This is a genomic window from Morganella psychrotolerans (assembly GCF_965118875.1).
GTDB lineage: Bacteria > Pseudomonadota > Gammaproteobacteria > Enterobacterales > Enterobacteriaceae > Morganella > Morganella psychrotolerans_C.
In genome coordinates this window covers 66,162-87,743 of the sequence record NZ_CBCPJD010000007.1, presented here as the reverse complement: position 1 = coordinate 87,743, position 21,582 = coordinate 66,162, and the positions used below count along the sequence as shown (strand labels likewise).

The window sequence follows — 21,582 nt, the reverse complement described above, 5'->3', positions numbered from 1 at the left end:
CCGGAAAACATACCAAAATATGTTCTGCGGATTGTCTCGTCTGCCGCCGTCGTGCAACCAGAATGACGTTGGGTATAGTTTTCGCCGTGATAACTAATACCGCGATATAGTGCGGTGCGTAATGGATTCCCGGGCCGTGCTTGTGCATCTTCTGTTCTGAGTATCCCTGAGGAACCTTTAGCAACGGCTGACCGTTGCTGAAAATCCCTGTGATGTCTATCACCATACTTACATTTGAATCAAAAAACTCACATCTTAATCACAATTAGCTACATTTCTTCCCGCATCTAACACTTACTGCGATAGATTATACCTATTGTTACACGTTGGTAAAAGATGCCTGACAGCAGACATCTTATTATTATCAACCAATTATACCCTTATCCATTCAAACTGCAGGTTCGTTGGCGGCGCGAAGCCCGCCGGGTCACATTCCCCGACGGTCGGAGCTTGCCGCCTGCCTGCATCCTGAATGACGTTGGGTATAGACAGAATAAAATTATGCACTGCGTTTAAGTAACATTGATTTAATATGCCCGATTGCTTTTGTCGGATTCAGCCCTTTCGGACAAACACTGACGCAGTTCATAATGCCGTGACAGCGGAAAACACTGAAAGCATCACTGATATCATCGAGACGGGATTCTGTCTCAGTATCACGGCTGTCGATCAGAAAACGGTATGCGGCTAACAAACCGGCGGGGCCGACAAATTTATCCGGATTCCACCAGAACGACGGGCAGGATGTTGAGCAGCAGGCACACAGAATGCATTCATACAGACCATCCAGCTTTTCACGCTGTACCGGTGACTGTATGTGCTCACGCGCAGGCGGGTTTTTGCTGTCATTGATAAGATACGGGCGAATTTTTTCATATTGTGCATAAAACTGCCCCATATCTACGACAAGGTCGCGCACAACCGGCAGACCCGGCAGCGGGCGGATCACCACCTTTTTGCCGCCTTTCATCAGTACCGACAGCGGCGTGATACAAGCCAGACCGTTTTTGCCGTTCATGTTGATCCCGTCCGAACCACACACGCCTTCACGGCAGGAACGGCGGAATGACAAAGTCGGGTCCTGCTCTTTCAACTGGATTAACGCATCCAGCACCATCATGTCGCGGCCTTCTTCCACATCCAACTGATAATTCTGCATGTGAGGTGCGTTATCAACATCCGGGTTATAGCGATAAACTGAAAATTCAACATTCATAGTATTCTCTCCGCAATTGCCTTATCACCACACATCAGTAAGTCCGAATTTTCGGCGGGAACGGATCACGCAACTTAGGTTGCATATTCACCGCACGGCGTGTCATGGTTTCGGATTGCGGCAGATACAGGGAATGACACAGCCAGTTCGCATCATCGCGATCCGGATAGTCAAAACGGCTGTGCGCGCCACGACTTTCAGTACGGAAGTTTGCGGCCACCGCTGTGGAATAGGCAGTTTCCATCAGGTTATCCAGCTCCAGGCACTCAATACGCTGAGTATTGAATTCAGAGGAAGTATCATCCAGACGCGCATATTGCAGACGCTCTTTGATGGTTTTCAGCTCTTCCAGCCCTTTCGCCATAGCATCCCCTTCACGGAATACCGAGAAATTATTCTGCATACAAGCTTGCAGTGCTTTGCGGATCTCAACCGGATCTTCACCAGAACGGGTATTGTTCCAGCGGTTCATGCGGATCAGCGCTTCCTCCACATCTGATTCCGCGGCATCGCGCATAGCACCCTGCTCCAGAATAGACTCTTTCAGATGCAGACCGGCAGAACGACCAAACACCACAAGATCAAGCAGTGAGTTTCCGCCGAGGCGGTTTGCACCGTGAACAGAAACACAGGCAATTTCACCGACAGCAAACAGGCCCGGAACCAGCACATCCTCACCCTGTTCATTGACTGTCAGTACCTGACCGGTAACCTTGGTCGGAATACCGCCCATCATATAGTGACAGGTAGGAATGACCGGGATAGGCTCTTTCACCGGATCAACATGCGCAAATGTCCGTGACAGTTCGAGAATACCCGGCAGGCGGGATTCCAGGACATCTTTACCCAGGTGGTCGAGTTTCAGTTTGGCGTGCGGACCCCACGGACCATCACAACCGCGGCCTTCACGGATTTCGATCATAATAGAACGGGCTACCACATCACGCCCGGCAAGGTCTTTGGCATTCGGCGCATAGCGCTCCATAAAGCGTTCGCCATCTTTATTGAGCAGATACCCGCCCTCACCACGGCACCCTTCTGTGACCAACACCCCGGCACCGGCAATCCCGGTCGGGTGGAACTGCCACATTTCCATATCCTGCAACGGTACCCCGGCACGGACTGCCATGCCGACACCATCACCGGTATTGATATGGGCGTTGGTTGTGGACTGATAAATACGCCCTGCACCGCCGGTCGCCAGAATCGTTGCTTTCGCTTTAAAATAAACAACTTCGCCGGTTTCGATACAGATAGCGGTCGTGCCCATAATGGCGCCATCCTGGTTTTTCACCAGATCAAGGGCATACCATTCGGAAAAAATAGTGGTGTGATTTTTCAGGTTCTGCTGATAAAGCGTGTGCAGAAGTGCATGGCCGGTACGGTCAGCGGCAGCCGCAGTACGCGCCGCCTGTTCACCGCCGAAATCACGGGATTGTCCGCCGAACGGACGCTGATAAATCGTGCCGTCATCCAGACGGGAGAATGGCAAGCCCATATGCTCAAGTTCCAGAACCGCTTCCGGTCCGGTTTTACACATGTATTCGATAGCGTCCTGGTCGCCGATATAATCCGACCCTTTTACTGTGTCATACATGTGCCATTCCCAGTTATCGGGATGGGTATTTCCCAGCGCAACGGTGATACCGCCCTGGGCAGATACCGTATGGGAGCGGGTCGGGAAGACTTTGGATAACAAGGCACAAGACAGACCGGACTGCGAAATCTGGAGGGCTGCGCGCATGCCTGCGCCGCCTGCGCCGATAACAACGGCATCAAACTCTCTGACAGGTAAGCTCATTTATACACCCCACACAATGATTGAACCGTAAATGACATAGGATAATAGTGCAATAATAACAATGAATTGCAATATTAAACGCAGGCTCACGCACTTAACGTAATCCGTCAGTACCTGCCATAATCCGACCCACGCATGGGCAAGAATGGCGATCAGTGTCAGGGTAGTGAAAACCTGAGTGAATGAAGAGGCAAAGAAGCCACGCCAGACGTCATAAGTAATATCAGACGTAAACGCGACAAAACCGATGATGTAGAATACATAAAGCGTAATCACAATGGCGCTGGCACGCAGAATTAACCAATCCTGAATACCGCTGCGACCCAGTGTGGTTGCACTGTTTTTTGAATTTGTCACCATACCAGAACCCCCGCCAACACAGCTAAAATCACAGCCAGAACCATGGAAATCTTCGCAGATGAAATACCGGCAGCCAGTGTTTCATCAACAAAACCAAAATCCATTAACATGTGACGAATGCCCCCACAGATGTGGTAAGCCAGTGCGGTGAGAATGCCCCAGAGGATAAACTTCGCGAAAAAACCACTCATAAGAAAAGCAGCTTCTCTGAAACCTTCCGGTGATGACAGCGACAGCCCTAACAGCCACAGCAGAATCGCTACAGCAATGAAAGTGATGACGCCGGAGGCACGATGTAAGATTGAAGCGATTGCAGTAATCGGAAAATGGATCGTCTGCAAGTCTAAATTGACAGGTCGTTGTTTTTTCACAATTTTGCCCACACAGCTTTTTATTATTTTTCCTTCCTCCGGACCGGGGCGGAAATCAGACAGCGCTGGGAAAGTACGAAAAACACTTAAGTAAAATACACATCCGTAATGTTTTACAAAAGTAATCATTCAGTTACGCTGGGTGCTCCTGCTTCGGGGTATTCCGGAGACCTTGGGGCAGTATATTGGCTTCACAATATGATTACAATTCCCATACAAAATGTTTGGTCAGATTTAGCCAGAACAGTGAATAAGATCACGGTTCACACAATAAAAACGTCCATTCTTATTACTTGTGACATTTTGACAACAATAGACTTACATCTTGTGGTTAAATGTGAATATTAAAACGACGGTTACCGGCAAGAAAGACTTCCCGTAAGTGCAAACTTATGCAAAAGTGTTATCTGCAAAAATAACCCGGCATCTTGTCACACAACATTATTTTTATCGCAGCACAATACTTAATTAACAATCTGATAACTAACAGTGCGCCGTGCCGGATAACGTAACACCAGGTACGGTATCCTCAGGACAGAGGCTGCTGTAATTATCGAAATGATTGTATGCCCGACGTCATTCAGGATGCAGGCAGGCGGCAAGCTCCGACCGCCGGGGAGCATACACAAGTATGTGACCCGGCGGGCTGAGCCGTAACCAACGAACCTGCGGTTTGAATGAATAAGGGTATAAAACAAATAATAAATGCGCTAAGGAGACCTACATGTCTAATATAAAGGCGGAGCTGACAATTAACGGTATCAAGGTAACTGATCTCGATGTCCTGACTCCTACTCTCGGTCAGTCTGTGATCGATGTCAGGGCGCTGGGTAACCAGGGTTACTATACCTTTGATCCCGGCTTCACCTCCACCGCGTCATGTGAATCAAAAATTACATATATAGATGGTGATGAAGGTATCCTGTTACACCGCGGCTTCCCGATTGAAGAGCTGGCGATGAAATCTGATTACCTGGAAGTGTGCTATATCCTGCTGTATGGCGAAGCACCTGACCAGAAAGAGTATGAAGTATTTAAAGAGACGGTAAAACGTCACACCATGATCCATGAGCAAATCACCCGCTTATTCAACGGGTTCCGCCGTGACTCTCATCCGATGGCCGTTCTGTGTGGTGTTACCGGGGCGCTGGCGGCGTTTTATCATGACTCTCTGGATGTGAACAACCCGCGTCACCGCGAAATTGCCGCTTACCGCCTGCTCTCCAAAATGCCGACTGTTGCCGCAATGTGCTATAAATATTCAACCGGTCAGCCGTTTGTTTATCCTAAGAATAATCTCTCCTATGCCGGTAATTTCCTGCGCATGATGTTTGCCACACCTTGTGAAGAGTATGTGGTCAATCCGGTGCTGGAACGCGCGATGGACAGAATTCTTATTCTGCACGCGGATCATGAACAAAATGCATCCACATCAACGGTACGGACAGCCGGTTCTTCCGGTGCCAACCCGTTTGCCTGTATCGCTGCCGGTATCGCATCCCTTTGGGGACCTGCACACGGCGGAGCAAACGAAGCCTGCCTGCGTATGCTGGAAGAGATCCAGACAGTGGAGCACATTCCTGCCTTTATTGAGCGTGCGAAAGATAAAAATGACTCTTTCCGCCTGATGGGCTTTGGTCACCGCGTGTATAAAAATCATGACCCGCGTGCCAAAGTAATGCGCGAAACCTGCCATGAAGTCCTCAACGAGCTGGGGCTGAATGACAGCCTGCTGGAAGTGGCTATGGAGCTTGAGCGTATTGCGCTGAACGACCCGTACTTTATTGAGAAAAAACTCTACCCTAATGTGGATTTCTATTCAGGTATCATTCTGAAAGCACTGGGTATTCCGTCAAATATGTTTACGGTGATTTTTGCTATCGGACGCACCATCGGCTGGATAGCCCACTGGAGCGAAATGCACGACGACGGTATCAAGATCGCCCGTCCGCGTCAGCTCTATACCGGCTACACTGAGCGCCCGTTTGAGACTAAAGTTAACAACCGTTAATAATAGTAACAAGACAAAAATACCCGGTAATAAAACCCTCTCAGGAGGGTTTTTTATTCATAATTATCTTGTTTTTATTCATTTACCCATATAATCCCCGGGCGTTTTCCCTGTCATTCCCCTGAAGAATGACACAAACGCACTGTCACTGGTAAAGCCCAGCTCCTGAGCTATGTAGCTGTAACGGTACTTTTTAGCCAACAGTTCAACAGATTTAATCAATCTCCACTGCTGACGCCACTGCTGATAACTAAGCCCGGTTTCGCGCCGGAAAATCCGCGTAATAGTTTTTTCACCCGCACCACAGTGACCTGCCAGTTCATTCAGCAGCGGCGGTAATGTGTGTGTATCCAGCCCGCTCAGCCGCCGATCAGTTGGTAATGGCAGCCTCATCGGTTCCCGTCCGGCAAGTGCCAGTTCATCAAAAAATACAGCAAGTAAATGAAGTAAACGCGGCTGCGTCCAGTCACTGTCAAACGCGAGTTGTGCAAACAAAAACAAAATTTCCCGCAACAACGGCGAAATATCCATAATTTCACAGGTCGCCGGTAACTGTGCGCTGAGCTGTGCATCCGGATAGAGGGATCGGTAGCCCACAGCTTCAAACATCTGCACCCGGTGCGGCATTACCGGTGGTATCCATGCAATTCGCGTCGGCGGCAGTACAGACAACGTATCCGTCAGCGTGATCCGGATAGCGCCCCGCTCCGTAAACAGAAATTGTCCCCGCTGATGCTGATGAAAACCGGAGTCATGCTGTGCCGCCATTTCAGCCGCGATCCCGACAAGCGGTGCCGTATGCGAATCGGCATTAAACGGGTCATGTTGTTTCAGCCACGCCATATTGTCCCTTTTGATAAACAAACTGTCCTTATTATTATAATAAGACACTCATTCTTTTGCTAATCTCTGCGTCGTTCATTTCAGTGACAACAAAAGGAAACCAAAATGACAATACAAAAACCAGCATTAGCCTTAATGGTTGCGCTGATGATGTTCCCGCAGATAGCGGAAACAATTTACAGCCCGGCACTGACGGATATTGCACAGGGCTTCAGCATCAGCGCGGCGCAGGCGGGACAAACATTGTCGCTGTATTTCTTTGCCTTTGCCGCCGGCGTGGTCACCTGGGGACGTTTATGTGATATTGCCGGACGCAGGCGTACCATGCTGAGCGGGCTGCTGCTGTATGCGGCAGCCTCTGCCGGCACTGTCTTCACACAAGAATTCAGTATATTGCTGATACTGAGGATGCTGTCCGCATTCGGGGCAGCGGTCGGTTCTGTCGGCACACAAACCATTATGCGCGATAGTTACCGGGGTGATGAACTGGCCAGCGTATTTTCCGTTATGGGAATTGCACTGGCCATCAGCCCGGCGCTGGGAATGTTCAGCGGTGCGGTACTCACCGGCTTTGCGGGTTATCAGGGGGTATTTTCCGGGCTGGCGGTACTGGCTGTCATCCTGCTGATATGGACAGTCGCTGCATTACCGGAAACCCGCCCGACTTATATTGCGCAGATTTCGCTGCCGGAAACGGCTGTCCGGATGCTCAGGGACCGGTTTATTCTGCGCAATGTGTTATTAATCGCTTTCCTGAATATCAGTCTGTTCAGCTATTATCAGTTAGCCCCGTTCTGTTTCAGCAAACTGGGGTTCACACAACAGGAATTCGGCTACAGCGGATTACTCATGGCGACAGGAGTGGCTGTCGGTTCTGCCACTAACCGGATATTGCTCAAGCGCGGATGGCACAGTCATTCGCTGATCCGCCTGGCGTCAGTCATTGGTATTATCAGTGCAGCCGGAGTCTGGTCGCTGCAAAATACTATCCTGTTTGTTCTGCCTGTGACGGGTATCGTTACCGCTTACGGGATTGCTGTCCCGAATATCCTGGCAAATGTATTACAGGATTACCGGGATCGTGCAGGCACCGCAGGCGCATTGCTGGGGCTGATGTATTATCTGCTGATTGGTGCAGGTCTGGCACTTTCCGGGTTCATCCAGCACCTCGGATGGACGTTATTTCTTTGTGCTGCCGGGACACTGCTTTTTGCGCCACACAAGGCTGCTCAGGTAACGCAGGCTAAGTAATACGCAATATTAAGCCGATCATCTGATCGGCTTAATATTACTTGCTGAATATTGTTGACTGAATAGTTACGCCGGATTCGGAATATCCACAAATATCACATCCAGCCCTTTTTCATTTTTCAGCCACTCACCCAGCACACGGATGCCACCGCGTTCGGTGGCATGATGTCCTGCGGCAAAGAAATGCAGCCCCATTTCACGGGCAATGTGAATAGTCTGTTCTGAGACTTCACCTGTCACAAAACCGTCTACACCCGCATCGGCCGCCATCTGAATAAAGCTCTGACCGCCGCCGGTACACCATGCCAGTGTTTTAATCTGTGCCGGGGCATTATCCCCGCAATGCAAAATGTCACGACCTAACCCCTGCTGTAACCGCTGTGCCAGCGCTTCTCCGGTCACAGGTACGGCAAATTTACCGCAGGGAACTAATTGATCCAACTGTCCCGTTACCGTTACCCCCATCAGAGAGGCCAGTTGCGCGTTATTACCGAGCACCGGATGCCCGTCCAGCGGCAGGTGGTAACCGTATAAATTGATGTCATTGCACAGCAGTGTTTTGATCCGGCGCTGCTTCATACCACGGATAGCAACGGGTTCATTTTTCCAGAAATAGCCGTGATGCACCAAAACAGTATCAGCATTCAGCCTGACCGCTTCATCCAGCAGTGCCTGGCATGCAGTCACACCGGTAACAATTCGTTTTACCGTTTTCCGCCCTTCAACCTGTAACCCGTTCGGGGCATAATCCTGATACTCATGTACCGCGAGTTTTTCATTAATAATCTGTTCTAATTCAAGATGGTTCATGCTTTTTATCCTGCCCTGAAGAATAGGTTTACCATACCTGCCACAGAAAATAATAGCAATTTACAGATAAAAAAACGCCCCGCGATAATATCGCCGGGCGCCTCTTTACTGCCGCCGGTTAACCTGCCGGTATCAGTGCTGTTGTCCGCTGTTCAGGGTCATTTCTGAACGGGCCAGCCAGACAGGCTTATTGCTCGTCTTGGACCACACACGATACAGATAACTCCAGAAGCGGGCGCGATCCCGGTAAAACAGCATAAACGGGAACGCCAGGATACCTAAAGTGACTACACCGGTACGGCGCAAGAGAACCTTATGCAACGGATATGTTTGATATGTTGACATTGAGACTCCCCTTTTTGCGGATTATCGCGAAATGCGCTAATCCTGAATATGATCAGCTCTTATAATAACCTGTTTGCTTAAACTTTGCCACTCATCCGACCACTATCAAGGGCAGTGATAGGCACAAAATGCCCCTTTTTTTGTAATTGTGTTGCAATATTGTTATTTATTTATCATTTTATCAGCATTTCATGCTAAAAAAATCAAGCCATGCTTACCAGCCAATGAATTACAGACGAAATAATTGATAATGAATTATTAAGAATACGAATCATTTATACCCAACGTCATTCAAGATGCAGAAAAGCAGGAAAGCGGCAAAGGAAGATAGACAGGGGAGCATACATCAGTATGTGACCCGGCGGGCATCGTGCGGCCAACGAACCTGCAGTTTGAATGAATAAGGGTATATAGCCACTGGTTCTCTGCCAAATTATATTGTTTTGCAGACATAAAAAAACGCGGAGGAAAAATCCGTCCGCGTTTTTTTGTCCTGAGAAAATCAGTCAGCTATCACCTGATTTACTATCTCAATCGCTTCTTTTTCAATCTGCGCCAGATGTTCCGGTCCGCGGAAACTTTCACAATAGATTTTATACGCATCTTCTGTGCCGGACGGGCGGGCGGCAAACCAGCCCTGCTCACTCATAACCTTCAGACCACCGATAGACGCGCCATTGCCGGGGGCCGTTGTCAGACGGGCGGTGATCGGATCTCCGGCAAGCGTATCTGCTTTTACCATCTCAGGTGACAATTTTGATAAGCGTGACTTTTCATCATAACTGGCGGCGGCCTGAATACGGCTGTAACACGGTGAACCAAATTTTTCAGCCAGCTCATCATAATGCTGCTGCGGGTTTTTACCGGTCACGGCGGTCAGTTCTGCGGCTAACAGACAGAGAATAATACCGTCTTTATCTGTTGACCACGGCGTACCGTCGAAACGCAGGAAAGATGCACCGGCGCTTTCTTCGCCGCCGAAACCCAGCGTGCCGTGATATAAACCGTCAACAAACCATTTGAACCCGACCGGGACTTCGATCAACTCGCGCTGTAAATCCGCGACAACACGGTCGATCATGGCGCTGGATACCAGGGTTTTCCCGACATTCACTGAGGCAGGCCAGTCCGGACGGTGCTGAAACAGGTAATTGATCGCTACCGCCAGATAATGGTTCGGATTCATCAGCCCTTTAGGGGTCACAATGCCGTGGCGGTCATAATCGGGGTCATTGGCGAACGCCAGTGAAAATTTATCCCGCATACTTAGCAGCCCGTCCATCGCCCATTTGGATGAGCAATCCATGCGGATCACGCCGTCATGATCCAGCGGCATAAAACGGAAGGTTTGATCAACCTGGTCATTGACCAGCTCAATATCAAGATCATAAAAATCACGGATGCGCTTCCAGTACTCAATACCGGCGCCACCCAGCGGGTCAACGCCAATTTTAAGCTTCGCGTTACGAATAGCATCCATGTTGACCACATCACTGAGAGAGCAGACATACGGGTCGATCAGATTAACGGCACTGACCAGCGGACTGCATAGCGCATCACTGACCGGCATCTGTTTTATCTGATCAAAATGCCCTGCCAGCAAATAATTAGCGCGTTTTTCAATCACCGAAGTGAGATCTGTATCAGCAGGACCACCGGTTGGCGGATTATATTTGATACCACCATCTTCAGGCGGGTTGTGTGACGGGGTGATAACAATGCCGTCAGCTTTATCCGCATGTGTACGGTTGTAAGTCAGGATCGCATGAGAGACAGCCGGGGTCGGGGTGAAACCATTATTTTCCTGAATGATTACGCGAACACCATTTGCAGCCAGTACGGATAATACGGTCAGGAAAGCCGGTTCAGATAAAGCGTGAGTGTCTTTGCCCACATAACACGGACCACAAACACCCTGCTGCTGACGAATTTCGGCGATAGCCTGCGTCACCGCCAGGATGTGCGCTTCATTAAAGCTACAGCGTCCGGCACTGCCACGGTGCCCCGAAGTACCAAACTTCACCTGCTGGGCAGTGATTGCCGCATCAGGTGTAAGGGTATAATACTGAGATGTAAGCTGCGCCACATTGATTAAATCAGATTGTTGCGCAGGCTGACCAGCCCGCGGATGCGTGTGAGCCACTGTGTCATTTCTCCCTGATTATGCCGTTACCGGCCGGTACTCATGCTTTTTACAAAAACAGACAGGCAAAATACCCCTTACAGGGTATTACAGACTTTCTCTACCGTATTTACCGGGAAGCCCATTCCCTGCATGATCTGCTCGATCATACTCTGTTTTCGTTGTGTATTTGTGTTGGTGATAACCCAGAACGGGGTACCCGGAATATGCCGGGGTTTGCTGGTTTTACCACTGGCCAGCAGTGTGTGTTCATCACCGGCAAAGTAAACGCGGGTGCGACCATGCAGCTCATCCGTACTTTTCTGAAAACTCAGCGGATCAATACTGTACAACGCGGAGAGCACCAGCATAAAGCGATCAATCGTTTTCTTTTTTTCCGCGTAGCTGTCAGATAACAGCAACTCACGCACCGCACGGACAGGATCCAAAGGGGCGGTTTTCACCGGACGGGATGCGGCAGCCGGCGTCTTATTGTCTGTGGCGCTGACTGGTGCGCTGCTGACATCCGGTGCCTGCGGCCCTAAATTCAGCATACGGCGTAAAATCACCGATGCACTTTCACCAATATGCTGTGTATGGCCTGCAATATAACGATAAAGCTCTTCATCTACGTCGATTGTTTTCATTTCTACCCGGTTCTTTTATTCGTTAACGCGAAACGCTTTATTATAAGATAGAAAACAGCAAAACAAAACAAGTAAAATTTCAATAACTTAAACTAAAAACATCCGGTTATGTTCCTCATCCTCATTTAAAAAATAAATCAGTAAGTTATCGTTTTCAGACGCTGTTTTTCCTGCAGATACATCTTCGCAACATCTTGGTTTCCCCGCGCAGGCATGTCATCATAGTGGATATGTTTTGCTCTGCGGATCGGCCGTTATTATGAAATTACCTGCATTACTGCACTATGAAATGTTTACGCCTGAAATATCACAATCTGCCACTCCTGTTATTCTTATCCACGGGTTATTCGGTGATCTGCATAATCTGGGTGTGCTCGGGCGCGGGTTGCGCACCACACACACCGTCGTGCAGATTGATGTCCGTAACCACGGCGATTCACCGCGTGCGAACACGATGAGTTATGCCGAAATGGCGCAGGATGTGCTTGATCTCATCACCGCACTGACATTTGAAAAAGTCATTGTTATCGGACATTCCATGGGTGGAAAAATAGCGATGGCGCTGGCGGCACTGGCACCGGAAACAGTGAAAGCCCTTGTGGTGATAGACATAGCGCCGGTAGCTTACGGAGTGCGCCGTCATGATGAAATCATCGCTGCACTCGAAGACGTGACCAATGCCGGTGTCACAACGCGTCAGGCGGCCACATCTGTAATGGAACAGCGCATCAGAGAAGACGGTGTGATCCCGTTTCTGCTCAAATCCTTCGCTCAGGGAGAATGGAAATTCAACCTGCCGGTCATAAAAGCGCAGTATGAATCTATAATCGGCTGGGAGCCGCTACCCGCACAAAATGTTCCGCTGCTGCTTATCCCGGGCGGAAAATCATCCTATGTCAAACCTGAATACCGCGAAGCCATTATGCAGCAGTTTCCGCAGGCAACCGCGCATGTTATTGCCGGATGCGGGCATTGGGTTCACGCCGAAAAACCGGATGCGGTCCTGCGTGCCATCGGGCGGTTTCTGGAAAAAATCTGACAGCAAAAACAAAAATTCAGTGGCGGAAACTCACCAACATATTTTCTGCGCCACTTTCCTGCCACCAGGAAACCAGCAGCTTTACATGGTATTTCACTTCATGGCCCGGTAAATCAAAACAGAGATCCAGTAAAAAACAGCCGGATAAAATAAAGACAGTATACTGCAACGGCCAACTGATAATTCCCAAAAGCCGCAATACCCGGTTCTGAAGCACGGCTTTCCTGCGTTGAATACTCTGTGGTTCGTGCTGTCCGGTGATGCGTTCCATGCGCGTTTCCCTGCGGTTCGCCTGCTGAAAATACATACTACGCAATGCATTGCGGCAAAAACACTCCGTTATCCTGAGCAATAAATTCCTTTTTTCCTAATATATTCATCAGAATAATCACCAGGACGGACTCATTGATCCCATTATTCATGCCTGTGCGACTGTTTATCTCTGCAAGCCCCTTATGGCGGGATGTTAAGCAATCTGCCTGAAATCACAGAGAACAATGTGCTAAGCGGTAGCGATATACAGGACGCCGGTGTATCATTGCGCGTTTATCATCGTTATCCGCCTTTTCGTAGTAAAATTATGGCCAAAGAACAAACAGATCGTACCACCCCGGATTTGTTCGCAGATGAACGCCGGCCCGGGCGACCGAAAACAAACCCGCTCTCCCGCGATGAGCAGTTGCGTATTAACAAACGCAATCAGTTACGGCGTGATAAGGTCAACGGATTGCGCCGCGTTGAACTCAAACTGAGTGCTGATATCGTGGATGCCTTAAATGAGCGGGCGTATGAGGAAAATGTAACCCGGGGTGAGTTGATTGAACAAATTCTGCTCGAACACCTTCAGAGTTTAAATCTGTGTACTAAGTTGTGAGACGACACACGGTTGTGAGACGACACACCACACAAATTTGACAGACTTCAAATACTGTTTTAGTCAGAATGGTATTTACAAAGATGAAATAGTTATAATTTCTGCTTGTTGTCGCTGCGGCGTCCTTTTGCAGGCACAGAGATTTTCGATTAAGAGGCTAGTTATGGCAATCACAGGTATATTTTTCGGCAGTGACACCGGGAACACAGAAAATATCGCTAAAATGATCCAGAAATCACTTGGTGATGGTGTTGCCGACGTCCGCGATGTTGCCAAGTGCAGCAAAGAGGACATCGAAGGCTATGATTTCTTACTGCTCGGTATCCCGACATGGTATTACGGTGAAGCACAGTGCGACTGGGATGATTTCTTCCCGACACTGGAAGAGATTGATTTTGAAGGAAAAATAGTGGGCATTTTCGGCTGTGGTGACCAGGAGGATTATGCTGAATACTTCTGTGACGCCATGGGGACTATCCGTGACATCATTGAGCCGCGCGGTGCCGTGATTGTTGGCCACTGGCCGACTGAAGGCTATCATTTTGAAGAGTCGAAAGGTCTGGCAGATGACACTCATTTTATCGGACTCGCTATTGATGAAGATCGCCAGCCTGAACTGACCAACGAGCGCGTTGCAAAGTGGGTTGAACAAATCCGTGAAGAGATGAGCCTCAACGAGATCCTCGCAATTTAAGTATTTCCCTTAAATTGCGAATGATAATCCGGCTTATTTATGTAATGATATTACAATCCGATCCGGTATCGGTCAGGCGAATCGCACCTGACAGTACACGATAGCCGGACATTGTGTTCAGCCGTTGAGCGCATTCACTGTGCATACGCTTACCCGCGACAATATAGGACTAAATCCGCATGACAGATAACAATAAAGCATTGAAAAATGCAGGACTGAAAGTCACACTTCCCCGCCTGAAAATTCTGGAAGTGTTGCAGGATCCGACGTGCCATCACGTCAGTGCGGAAGATCTCTATAAAAAACTGATTGATATCGGTGAAGAGATTGGACTGGCAACAGTCTACCGCGTACTCAATCAGTTTGATGATGCAGGCATTGTCACCCGCCACAACTTTGAAGGCGGAAAATCAGTTTTCGAACTGACTCAGCAACATCACCATGACCATCTGATCTGCCTGGATTGCGGAAAAGTCATTGAGTTCAGTGATGAATCTATTGAGTCACGCCAGAAAGATATTGCGCAGCGCCACGGTATCAAACTCACCAACCACAGCCTGTATTTGTATGGTCACTGTGCAGATGGTGACTGCCGCTCAGATGACGGTATTCATAACGAAAAATAATTTTTCGTTATGTGCTGTTTCAGACATAAAAAAGCCGTTCAGATGAACGGCTTTTTTTATATACCCAACGTCATTCAGGATGCAGGCAGGCGGCAAGGGAAGGATAGACGGGGAGCATACACCAGTATGTGACCCGGCTATCTGAATGCGGCCAACGAACCTGCAGTTTGAATGAATAAGGGTATAGTTGAATAATTACAATATATTATCCGTATTATTTACTCTCAATTTTTGCCCAGGTATCACGCAAACCGACTGTGCGGTTAAATACAGGGCGGTCTTCTGATGATAACTTAACATCGGCACAGAAATACCCTTCGCGCTCAAACTGGTACGGCTTCGCGCTGTCAGCACCTTTCAGTGATGGTTCCACAAAACCCTGACGAACAACTAATGATTCCGGATTCAGAACAGACAGGAAATCATCCTGTGCGCCCGGGTTTGCCACACTGAACAGACGATCATACAAACGAATTTCAGCCGGTACAGCGTGCTTCACACTGACCCAGTGGATAACACCGCGTACTTTGCGCCCGTCAGCCGGGTCTTTATTCAGCGTTTCCGGATCGTAAGTACAGAAAATCGTGGTGATATTACCTTCGCTGTCTTTTTCCACACGCTCTGCTTTGATAATAAACGCATTACGCAGACGGACTTCTTTATTCAGCACCAGGCGTTTGTACTGTTTATTAGCTTCCTCACGGAAATCGGCACGGTCGATCCAGATTTCACGGCTGAACGGCACTTCACGCGTGCCCATATCCGGGTTATTCGGATGATTAGGCATGGCTAACACAACATCACCTTCCGCCATGTTTTCAATCACCAGTTTCACCGGATCAATCACTGCCATTGCGCGCGGTGCGCTGTCATTCAGATCATCACGGATACAAGATTCAAGTGCGGCCATTTCGACATTATTATCCTGCTTGGTAACACCGATACGGCGGCAGAATTCACGGATAGACGCGGCGGTATAACCACGACGGCGCAAACCGGAAATAGTCAGCATGCGCGGATCATCCCAGCCATCAACAAATTTCTCTGTCACCAACTGGTTCAGTTTACGTTTTGACATCACCGTATATTCGAGATTCAGACGGGAAAACTCGTACTGACGCGGATGGCAGGCAATCGTAATGTTATCCAGAACCCAGTCATACAGACGGCGGTTGTCCTGGAATTCCAGAGTACAAAGTGAATGCGTGATCCCTTCCAGCGCATCAGAAATACAATGGGTGAAATCATACATCGGATAAATGCACCATTTATCACCGGTCTGGTGATGTGTGGCAAATTTAATACGGTAAATAACCGGGTCGCGCATTACGATAAAGGAGGATGCCATATCAATTTTGGCACGCAGACACGCTTTCCCTTCTTCAAAGCCGCCATCACGCATTTTTTCAAACAGCGCAAGGTTCTCTTCCGGAGTGCGGTCACGGTAAGGGCTGTTTTTACCCGGCTCTTTCAGTGAGCCACGGTATTCGCGGATTTGCTCTGCACTTAATTCACAAACGAATGCCAGACCTTTATTAATTAACTCAACAGCATAATCATACAGCGAGTCAAAATAATCAGAGGAATAACAAACTTTTCCGCTCCACTGAAAACCGAGCCATTTGACATCATTTTCAATAGAATTGACGTATTCGACGTCTTCTTTTGCGGGATTGGTGTCATCAAAACGCAGATTGCATTGCCCCTGGTAGTCTTTCGCAATGCCGAAATTCAGGCAGATAGATTTTGCGTGACCAATATGCAGGTAGCCATTCGGCTCAGGCGGGAAACGCGTGTGAACCGTGGTGTGTTTTCCGGTAGCCAGGTCTTCGTCAATAATTTGGCGAATAAAATTTGTCGGGCGGGCATCAGCCTCGTTCATTGTCATAATTCCTCAATGCAATATGCGCAGTAATAACTTGTTATCATCTAATATGCCGCGCTTATATACAACCACTTGATCACGTAAATATCAGCAGAACGGACACCATCGCATAAAAAACGAATAAAAAAACGGGAAGCCGAAGCCTCCCGTTATTATCATAACTGCAATCACTTATTTCATGACATGGTACAGCACAGATTCATTCGCTTTAACCAACCCTTTCGCCACTATCTCTACCGTATCATAATCATCGATATTACTGATGATCACCGGGCTTATCATAGATTTGGCATGTTCATTCAGATACACCAGATCCAGTTTCAGCACCGGGTCGCCGGCAGCAACCTGTGCGCCCTCTTCAATCAGGCGGGTAAAACCGTTACCTTTCAGCATCACCGTATCAACACCGATGTGGACGATAATTTCGGCACCCTCATCTGTTTCCAGACAAAATGCATGGTTAGTATCGAAAATTTTCACTACCGTACCGGCAGCCGGTGCCAGAACAAGCTCACTTTCCGGTTTGATCGCCAGACCATCGCCGACCACACGCCCGGAAAATGCTTCATCCGGTACATCGGATAAGTCCACCACTTCACCGTCAAACGGCGCCACCAGGCTCAGAACAATTTTTCCGTTCCCTTTTGCAGACGCTTTACTTTCTGCCGGTGCAGCAGCAGTGACCTGAGCTGCAGGAACCGGACCATCTTTGAGCACATCACGCATCGCACTGGCGATAAGTTCTGCACGTGTGCCGACAATTACCTGCACACTCTCTTTATTCAGACGGATAACCCCTGAGGCGCCAATCTGCTTCGCATACGCATCACTCACCAGCGCAGAATCTTTTACATTCAGTCGCAGACGGGTGATACAGGCGTCAATGCCGGTCAGATTATCTGAGCCGCCGATTGCCGCAATATACTGACGCGCTTCGCTGTGAATGGATTTTTTCTCATCTTTGGCGCTTGCGGATGTACTGACATTCTCACTGTAACCATCGATGGTATCGTTTGTGGCCATTGCCGCTTCACGTCCCGGGGTTAACAGATTGAATTTTTTGATAACAAAACGGAAGACCACATAATAAAGTGCGAAGAAAACCAGCCCCTGCGCAATCAGCATATACCAGTTGGTCGCCAGCGGATTACGTGAAGAGAGTGCCATATCCACCAGCCCGGCGCTGAAGCCGAAACCGGAAATCCACTGCATTGATGCCGCAATGAACAGTGAAACACCGGTCAGGAATGCGTGGATGACATACAGCACCGGCGCCACAAACATAAAGGAGAACTCAATCGGCTCGGTAATACCTGTAAAGAATGCCGCAAATGCCCCCGCCAGCATGATACCGGCAACTTTTGCTTTATTCTCCGGTTTGGCGCAGTGATAAATCGCCAGCGCAGCGCCCGGAATACCAAACATCATGATCGGAAAGAACCCGGCCTGATAACGGCCGGTTATCCCGGCTATCGCACTGCCCGAATCAATCGATTGCTGACCACCGAGGAAGTTAGGGATATCGTTAATATCTGCCACGTTGAACCAGAATACCGAGTTCAGCGCGTGATGCAGACCGACAGGAATTAACAGGCGGTTAAAGAAGCCATAAATCCCCGCGCCCCATGCGCCCAGGTCTTTAATACTCTTGCCGAAAGAGACCAGCGCATCATAAATAAGCGGCCAGACATACATCAGAATTGCAGAGACCAGGATCATCACAAATGATGCCAGAATCGGCACCAGACGACGTCCGCTGAAGAAGGAAAGCGCCATCGGCAGTTCAACACTGCTGTAACGGTTATACAGCTCAGCAGAAATAACACCGACCAGGATACCGACAAACTGATTGTTGATTTTACCAAATGCAGCCGGGACGTCTGCGGCAGGTATCCCCTGAATCATACCGACTGTAGCGGTAGAACACAGTGTTGTCACCACCATGAAGCTGATAAAGCCGGTCAGTGCAGCCGCACCGTCTTTGTCTTTTGACATACCATAAGCGATACCGATAGCGAACAACATCGACATATTTTCGATGATAGCTGCACCGGACTTGATCAGGAAAGCAGCGACAACGTTATCCGCACCCCAGCCAGTCGGGTCGATCCAGTATCCGACCCCCATCAGAATTGCCGCAGCCGGCAGTGTGGCAACCGGCACCATCAGTGCACGGCCAATCCGCTGCAAATAATTCAATATACCCACTCACTCCCCCTTGCCGCCCTCACGGATGGCTTTTTGTTTTACAGCATTATTATCGCGGCCAATTATGATTGGTCCGCATTTATTTTATTACAGCTTATTTTACTGCTAACTGTACGTATCAGTCTAAAAAGTTTATTTTGCATCGCAAATTAAATAGCTATGTTTTGTGACTTCAATCACCAATATTCGTTATCGTATGGTTAAAATGCTGGCGGTCACTCAAAACTTATTTTAAGATAAAAAATATCTTTTGTCCGGCAGTCTCAGTCCCCGTGACTAATAAATCACGGATATTCATGCTATAGATAAAGCAGGAACTATCTTCCTGAGACAACAGATACCTGAATCCGATGAACCGGTCTACCCAACGTTATTCAGGATGCAGGCAGGCTGTGTTCAGCCAACAAACCTGCAGTTTGAATGAATAAGGGTATAAATCTAATAAGGCAGAACTGATATGCGTTTAATCCCTCTTGCCCGCGCGCAGGATGTCGGTCAGTGGTCAGCACAATATATTGCTGACAAAATTAATGCGTTTAAACCCACCGCAGATCGCCCGTTTGTTCTGGGTCTGCCGACAGGCGGAACACCACTGGCGACGTATAAGGCACTGATTGTACTGCACCAAACCGGTGTTGTCAGTTTCCGGCACGTCGTGACATTTAATATGGATGAGTACATTGGTCTGCCGGAAGCACATCCGCAGAGCTATCACTCATTTATGCATGAAAATTTCTTTAATCATATTGATATTCAAGCAGAAAATATCAATTTGCTCAATGGTAACGCACCGGATACCGATGCTGAATGTGCCCGCTATGAAGATAAAATAAAAGCATACGGCGGCGTGCAGCTCTTTATGGGTGGCGTGGGTAATGACGGACATATCGCCTTTAATGAACCGGGCTCTTCTCTCGCCTCACGCACCCGGGTCAAAACACTGACACCGGAAACCCGCAACGCGAACTCCCGTTTCTTTGACAATGATATCAATAAAGTACCGAAATACGCACTCACTGTAGGTGTCGGTACGCTGATGGATGCAAAAGAGCTGCTGATCCTCGCAACCGGTCATAATAAAGCCATGGCGGTACAGCAGGCGGTGGAGGGTTCCGTCAACCACATGTGGACCATCACCTGCGTGCAGATCCACCCGAAAGCCATCGTAGTGTGCGACGAGCCGGCCACACTGGAACTCAAAGTGAAAACACTGAAATATTTCTGTCATCTTGAGTCTGACATTATTACGCAATTTTCTGAATAACTGATGCTGACTGCCCTTCACGGGCAGTTTTCACGGAGGTCCTATGTACGCGTTAACCAATGCTGTTATTTACACCGGTCATGATCGTCTGGAAAACCACGCGGTTATTATTGACGGAGAGTTAATCCACCGGGTGTGTCCGGAAAATGAACTACCCGCAGATATTGAGAAAAAAGATCTGGGCGGCGCTATCCTCTCCCCGGGCTTTATCGATTTACAGGTTAACGGCTGCGGCGGCGTACAATTTAATGATAACGAAGCGGATATCAGTGTCCGTACGCTTGAAATTATGCAAAAAGCCAATGAACGCACCGGCTGCACCAGTTTCCTGCCGACGCTGATAACAAGCCCGGATGCGCTGATGAAACTGAGCATCCGCACTATGCGTGAATACCTTAAAACTTATAAAAATCAGGCGCTGGGACTGCATCTTGAAGGGCCTTACATCAATCCGGTAAAAAAAGGGACTCATAACCCGGCCTATATCCGCAAACCGGATGCCACCATGATTGATTTTCTGTGTGAAAATGCTGATGTCATCACCAAACTCACCCTGGCACCTGAAATGGCAGACCCTGCGGTTATCCGCAAATTAACAGATGCCGGGATTGTTGTCTCATCCGGACACTCTAATGCGACCTATGAAGAGGCCCGAGCCGGGTTTGAAAATGGTATTACACTGTCCACTCACCTGTTTAATGCTATGCCGTATATTTCCGGTCGTCAGCCGGGATTGATTGGTGCTATTTATGATACCAGCGAAATATACGCCGGAATTATAGCTGACGGACTGCATGTTTCCTGGCCAAATATCCGCAACAGCAAGGCACTCAAGGGCGACAAGCTGATATTAGTCACTGATGCAACCGCTCCGGCGGGTCTTGATCCGCAAACCAGCGGTCTGGATCATTTTATATTTGCAGGCAAAACGATATATTATCGTGATGGTTTATGTGTTGACGAAAACGGCACATTAAGTGGTTCCTCATTAACCATGATCCGCGCAGTACAAAATTGTGTTCAGCACGTTGGTATCCCGCTGGACGAAACACTGCGTATGGCCACGCTCTATCCGGCACGGGCAATCGGTGTTGCGGACAGACTGGGAAGCATAAAAGCCGGCAATATTGCCAATCTGACCGCCTTTACCGCTGATTTTTCCATCTGCATGACAGTGGTTAACGGGAAAGAGGTCACAATATCGTGAGTAAAATA

The 21,582-nt window shown here is 48.6% G+C and carries 20 protein-coding genes; 8 read left to right on the top strand and 12 right to left on the bottom strand.

Going from position 1 to position 21,582, the window contains the following annotated elements; translation table 11 throughout:
* Window positions 1-499: 499 nt before the first annotated feature.
* Genes ACMHKJ_RS09585 through sdhC form a run of 4 tightly spaced genes read right to left on the bottom strand, consistent with a single transcriptional unit; the run spans window position 500 to window position 3,760 of the window.
* The gene (locus tag ACMHKJ_RS09585) at window positions 500-1,216 is read right to left on the bottom strand and encodes a succinate dehydrogenase iron-sulfur subunit (RefSeq protein ID WP_413493440.1); all 717 of its coding nucleotides are present in this window, start codon (window positions 1,214-1,216) and stop codon (window positions 500-502) included.
* Between the two features lie 34 nt (window positions 1,217-1,250).
* A complete protein-coding gene (sdhA, locus tag ACMHKJ_RS09580; RefSeq protein WP_413493439.1) occupies window positions 1,251-3,017 on the bottom strand; it encodes a succinate dehydrogenase flavoprotein subunit in 1,767 nt (588 codons plus the stop codon).
* Window positions 3,018-3,377, bottom strand: a complete 360-nt coding sequence (gene sdhD / locus ACMHKJ_RS09575; RefSeq protein WP_067370269.1) for a succinate dehydrogenase membrane anchor subunit — start codon at window positions 3,375-3,377, stop codon at window positions 3,018-3,020.
* The gene (gene sdhC / locus ACMHKJ_RS09570) at window positions 3,371-3,760 is read right to left on the bottom strand and encodes a succinate dehydrogenase cytochrome b556 subunit (protein WP_413493574.1); all 390 of its coding nucleotides are present in this window, start codon (window positions 3,758-3,760) and stop codon (window positions 3,371-3,373) included. Before sdhC ends, sdhD begins: the two co-directional genes overlap by 7 nt.
* Before the next feature lie 712 nt (window positions 3,761-4,472).
* Here sdhC and ACMHKJ_RS09565 point away from each other — a divergent pair.
* Window positions 4,473-5,759, top strand: coding sequence for a citrate synthase (locus tag ACMHKJ_RS09565; protein ID WP_413493436.1), 1,287 nt, complete (start codon window positions 4,473-4,475; stop codon window positions 5,757-5,759).
* A 78-nt stretch (window positions 5,760-5,837) separates the two neighbouring features.
* Here ACMHKJ_RS09565 and ACMHKJ_RS09560 read toward each other — a convergent pair whose 3' ends face one another.
* A complete protein-coding gene (locus ACMHKJ_RS09560; RefSeq protein WP_413493434.1) occupies window positions 5,838-6,602 on the bottom strand; it encodes an AraC family transcriptional regulator in 765 nt (254 codons plus the stop codon).
* A 105-nt stretch (window positions 6,603-6,707) separates the two neighbouring features.
* Here ACMHKJ_RS09560 and ACMHKJ_RS09555 point away from each other — a divergent pair, with 105 nt between their 5' ends.
* A complete protein-coding gene (locus ACMHKJ_RS09555; protein ID WP_413493431.1) occupies window positions 6,708-7,853 on the top strand; it encodes a multidrug effflux MFS transporter in 1,146 nt (381 codons plus the stop codon).
* Between the two features lie 66 nt (window positions 7,854-7,919).
* On the opposite strand, the gene ACMHKJ_RS09550 is transcribed toward ACMHKJ_RS09555, so the two are convergent.
* From ACMHKJ_RS09550 to seqA, 4 genes are all read right to left on the bottom strand, one after another.
* A complete protein-coding gene (locus tag ACMHKJ_RS09550; protein ID WP_413493429.1) occupies window positions 7,920-8,663 on the bottom strand; it encodes a type 2 GTP cyclohydrolase I in 744 nt (247 codons plus the stop codon).
* A gap of 132 nt (window positions 8,664-8,795) precedes the next feature.
* On the bottom strand, window positions 8,796-9,008 hold the full coding sequence (locus ACMHKJ_RS09545; RefSeq protein WP_067370256.1) for a YbfA family protein: 213 nt from the start codon (window positions 9,006-9,008) through the stop codon (window positions 8,796-8,798).
* Between the two features lie 502 nt (window positions 9,009-9,510).
* The gene (pgm, locus tag ACMHKJ_RS09540; RefSeq protein WP_413493427.1) at window positions 9,511-11,151 is read right to left on the bottom strand and encodes a phosphoglucomutase (alpha-D-glucose-1,6-bisphosphate-dependent); all 1,641 of its coding nucleotides are present in this window, start codon (window positions 11,149-11,151) and stop codon (window positions 9,511-9,513) included.
* Window positions 11,152-11,228: 77 nt separating this feature from the next.
* Window positions 11,229-11,777 carry a replication initiation negative regulator SeqA gene (gene seqA, locus ACMHKJ_RS09535; RefSeq protein ID WP_413493425.1) on the bottom strand — a complete coding sequence of 183 codons (549 nt, stop codon included), beginning with the start codon at window positions 11,775-11,777 and terminating at the stop codon, window positions 11,229-11,231.
* 259 nt (window positions 11,778-12,036) lie between these two features.
* Between seqA and ACMHKJ_RS09530 the strand changes: the two genes are divergently transcribed.
* On the top strand, window positions 12,037-12,816 hold the full coding sequence (locus ACMHKJ_RS09530) for an alpha/beta fold hydrolase (RefSeq protein WP_413493423.1): 780 nt from the start codon (window positions 12,037-12,039) through the stop codon (window positions 12,814-12,816).
* 16 nt (window positions 12,817-12,832) lie between these two features.
* On the opposite strand, the gene ACMHKJ_RS09525 is transcribed toward ACMHKJ_RS09530, so the two are convergent.
* Window positions 12,833-13,087: a hypothetical protein gene (locus ACMHKJ_RS09525; protein WP_413493421.1), complete on the bottom strand. Its 255-nt coding sequence runs from the start codon at window positions 13,085-13,087 to the stop codon at window positions 12,833-12,835.
* 309 nt (window positions 13,088-13,396) lie between these two features.
* Here ACMHKJ_RS09525 and ybfE point away from each other — a divergent pair, with 309 nt between their 5' ends.
* From ybfE to fur, 3 genes are all read left to right on the top strand, one after another.
* Complete coding sequence (gene ybfE / locus ACMHKJ_RS09520) at window positions 13,397-13,690, top strand: LexA regulated protein (RefSeq protein ID WP_067370359.1); 294 nt, start codon at window positions 13,397-13,399, stop codon at window positions 13,688-13,690.
* A 163-nt stretch (window positions 13,691-13,853) separates the two neighbouring features.
* Entirely contained in the window at window positions 13,854-14,384 is a 531-nt protein-coding gene (gene fldA / locus ACMHKJ_RS09515; protein ID WP_067370243.1) for a flavodoxin FldA, read from the top strand.
* Between the two features lie 179 nt (window positions 14,385-14,563).
* Window positions 14,564-15,010 (top strand): ferric iron uptake transcriptional regulator, encoded by a 447-nt coding sequence (gene fur, locus ACMHKJ_RS09510; RefSeq protein ID WP_067370238.1) that lies wholly within the window; start codon window positions 14,564-14,566, stop codon window positions 15,008-15,010.
* A 214-nt stretch (window positions 15,011-15,224) separates the two neighbouring features.
* Here the strand turns inward: fur and glnS are convergent, their stop codons facing one another.
* Window positions 15,225-16,892 carry a glutamine--tRNA ligase gene (gene glnS, locus ACMHKJ_RS09505; RefSeq protein WP_413493419.1) on the bottom strand — a complete coding sequence of 556 codons (1,668 nt, stop codon included), beginning with the start codon at window positions 16,890-16,892 and terminating at the stop codon, window positions 15,225-15,227.
* A 174-nt stretch (window positions 16,893-17,066) separates the two neighbouring features.
* Entirely contained in the window at window positions 17,067-19,103 is a 2,037-nt protein-coding gene (gene nagE / locus ACMHKJ_RS09500; RefSeq protein ID WP_413493417.1) for an N-acetylglucosamine-specific PTS transporter subunit IIBC, read from the bottom strand.
* A 457-nt stretch (window positions 19,104-19,560) separates the two neighbouring features.
* On the opposite strand from nagE, the gene nagB reads away from it, so the two are divergent.
* Window positions 19,561-20,367, top strand: a complete 807-nt coding sequence (nagB, locus tag ACMHKJ_RS09495) for a glucosamine-6-phosphate deaminase (protein WP_413493415.1) — start codon at window positions 19,561-19,563, stop codon at window positions 20,365-20,367.
* 43 nt (window positions 20,368-20,410) lie between these two features.
* Complete coding sequence (nagA, locus tag ACMHKJ_RS09490) at window positions 20,411-21,574, top strand: N-acetylglucosamine-6-phosphate deacetylase (RefSeq protein ID WP_413493413.1); 1,164 nt, start codon at window positions 20,411-20,413, stop codon at window positions 21,572-21,574.
* The last annotated feature ends 8 nt before the right edge of the window (window positions 21,575-21,582 follow it).

Excerpts from the sequence above, each read along its gene's own strand:
- seqA (WP_413493425.1), bottom strand. The coding sequence starts at position 11,777 with ATGAAAACAATCGACGTAGATGAAGAGCTTTATCGTTATATTGCAGGC.
- ACMHKJ_RS09565 (WP_413493436.1), top strand. The coding sequence starts at position 4,473 with ATGTCTAATATAAAGGCGGAGCTGACAATTAACGGTATCAAGGTAACT.
- ACMHKJ_RS09525 (WP_413493421.1), bottom strand. The coding sequence starts at position 13,087 with ATGGAACGCATCACCGGACAGCACGAACCACAGAGTATTCAACGCAGG.
- ACMHKJ_RS09555 (WP_413493431.1), top strand. The coding sequence starts at position 6,708 with ATGACAATACAAAAACCAGCATTAGCCTTAATGGTTGCGCTGATGATG.
- ACMHKJ_RS09545 (WP_067370256.1), bottom strand. The coding sequence starts at position 9,008 with ATGTCAACATATCAAACATATCCGTTGCATAAGGTTCTCTTGCGCCGT.
- ACMHKJ_RS09585 (WP_413493440.1), bottom strand. The coding sequence starts at position 1,216 with ATGAATGTTGAATTTTCAGTTTATCGCTATAACCCGGATGTTGATAAC.
- ACMHKJ_RS09550 (WP_413493429.1), bottom strand. The coding sequence starts at position 8,663 with ATGAACCATCTTGAATTAGAACAGATTATTAATGAAAAACTCGCGGTA.
- nagB (WP_413493415.1), top strand. The coding sequence starts at position 19,561 with ATGCGTTTAATCCCTCTTGCCCGCGCGCAGGATGTCGGTCAGTGGTCA.
- fldA (WP_067370243.1), top strand. The coding sequence starts at position 13,854 with ATGGCAATCACAGGTATATTTTTCGGCAGTGACACCGGGAACACAGAA.
- sdhD (WP_067370269.1), bottom strand. The coding sequence starts at position 3,377 with ATGGTGACAAATTCAAAAAACAGTGCAACCACACTGGGTCGCAGCGGT.
- ACMHKJ_RS09530 (WP_413493423.1), top strand. The coding sequence starts at position 12,037 with ATGAAATTACCTGCATTACTGCACTATGAAATGTTTACGCCTGAAATA.
- sdhA (WP_413493439.1), bottom strand. The coding sequence starts at position 3,017 with ATGAGCTTACCTGTCAGAGAGTTTGATGCCGTTGTTATCGGCGCAGGC.
- nagA (WP_413493413.1), top strand. The coding sequence starts at position 20,411 with ATGTACGCGTTAACCAATGCTGTTATTTACACCGGTCATGATCGTCTG.
- ybfE (WP_067370359.1), top strand. The coding sequence starts at position 13,397 with ATGGCCAAAGAACAAACAGATCGTACCACCCCGGATTTGTTCGCAGAT.
- ACMHKJ_RS09560 (WP_413493434.1), bottom strand. The coding sequence starts at position 6,602 with ATGGCGTGGCTGAAACAACATGACCCGTTTAATGCCGATTCGCATACG.
- fur (WP_067370238.1), top strand. The coding sequence starts at position 14,564 with ATGACAGATAACAATAAAGCATTGAAAAATGCAGGACTGAAAGTCACA.
- glnS (WP_413493419.1), bottom strand. The coding sequence starts at position 16,892 with ATGAACGAGGCTGATGCCCGCCCGACAAATTTTATTCGCCAAATTATT.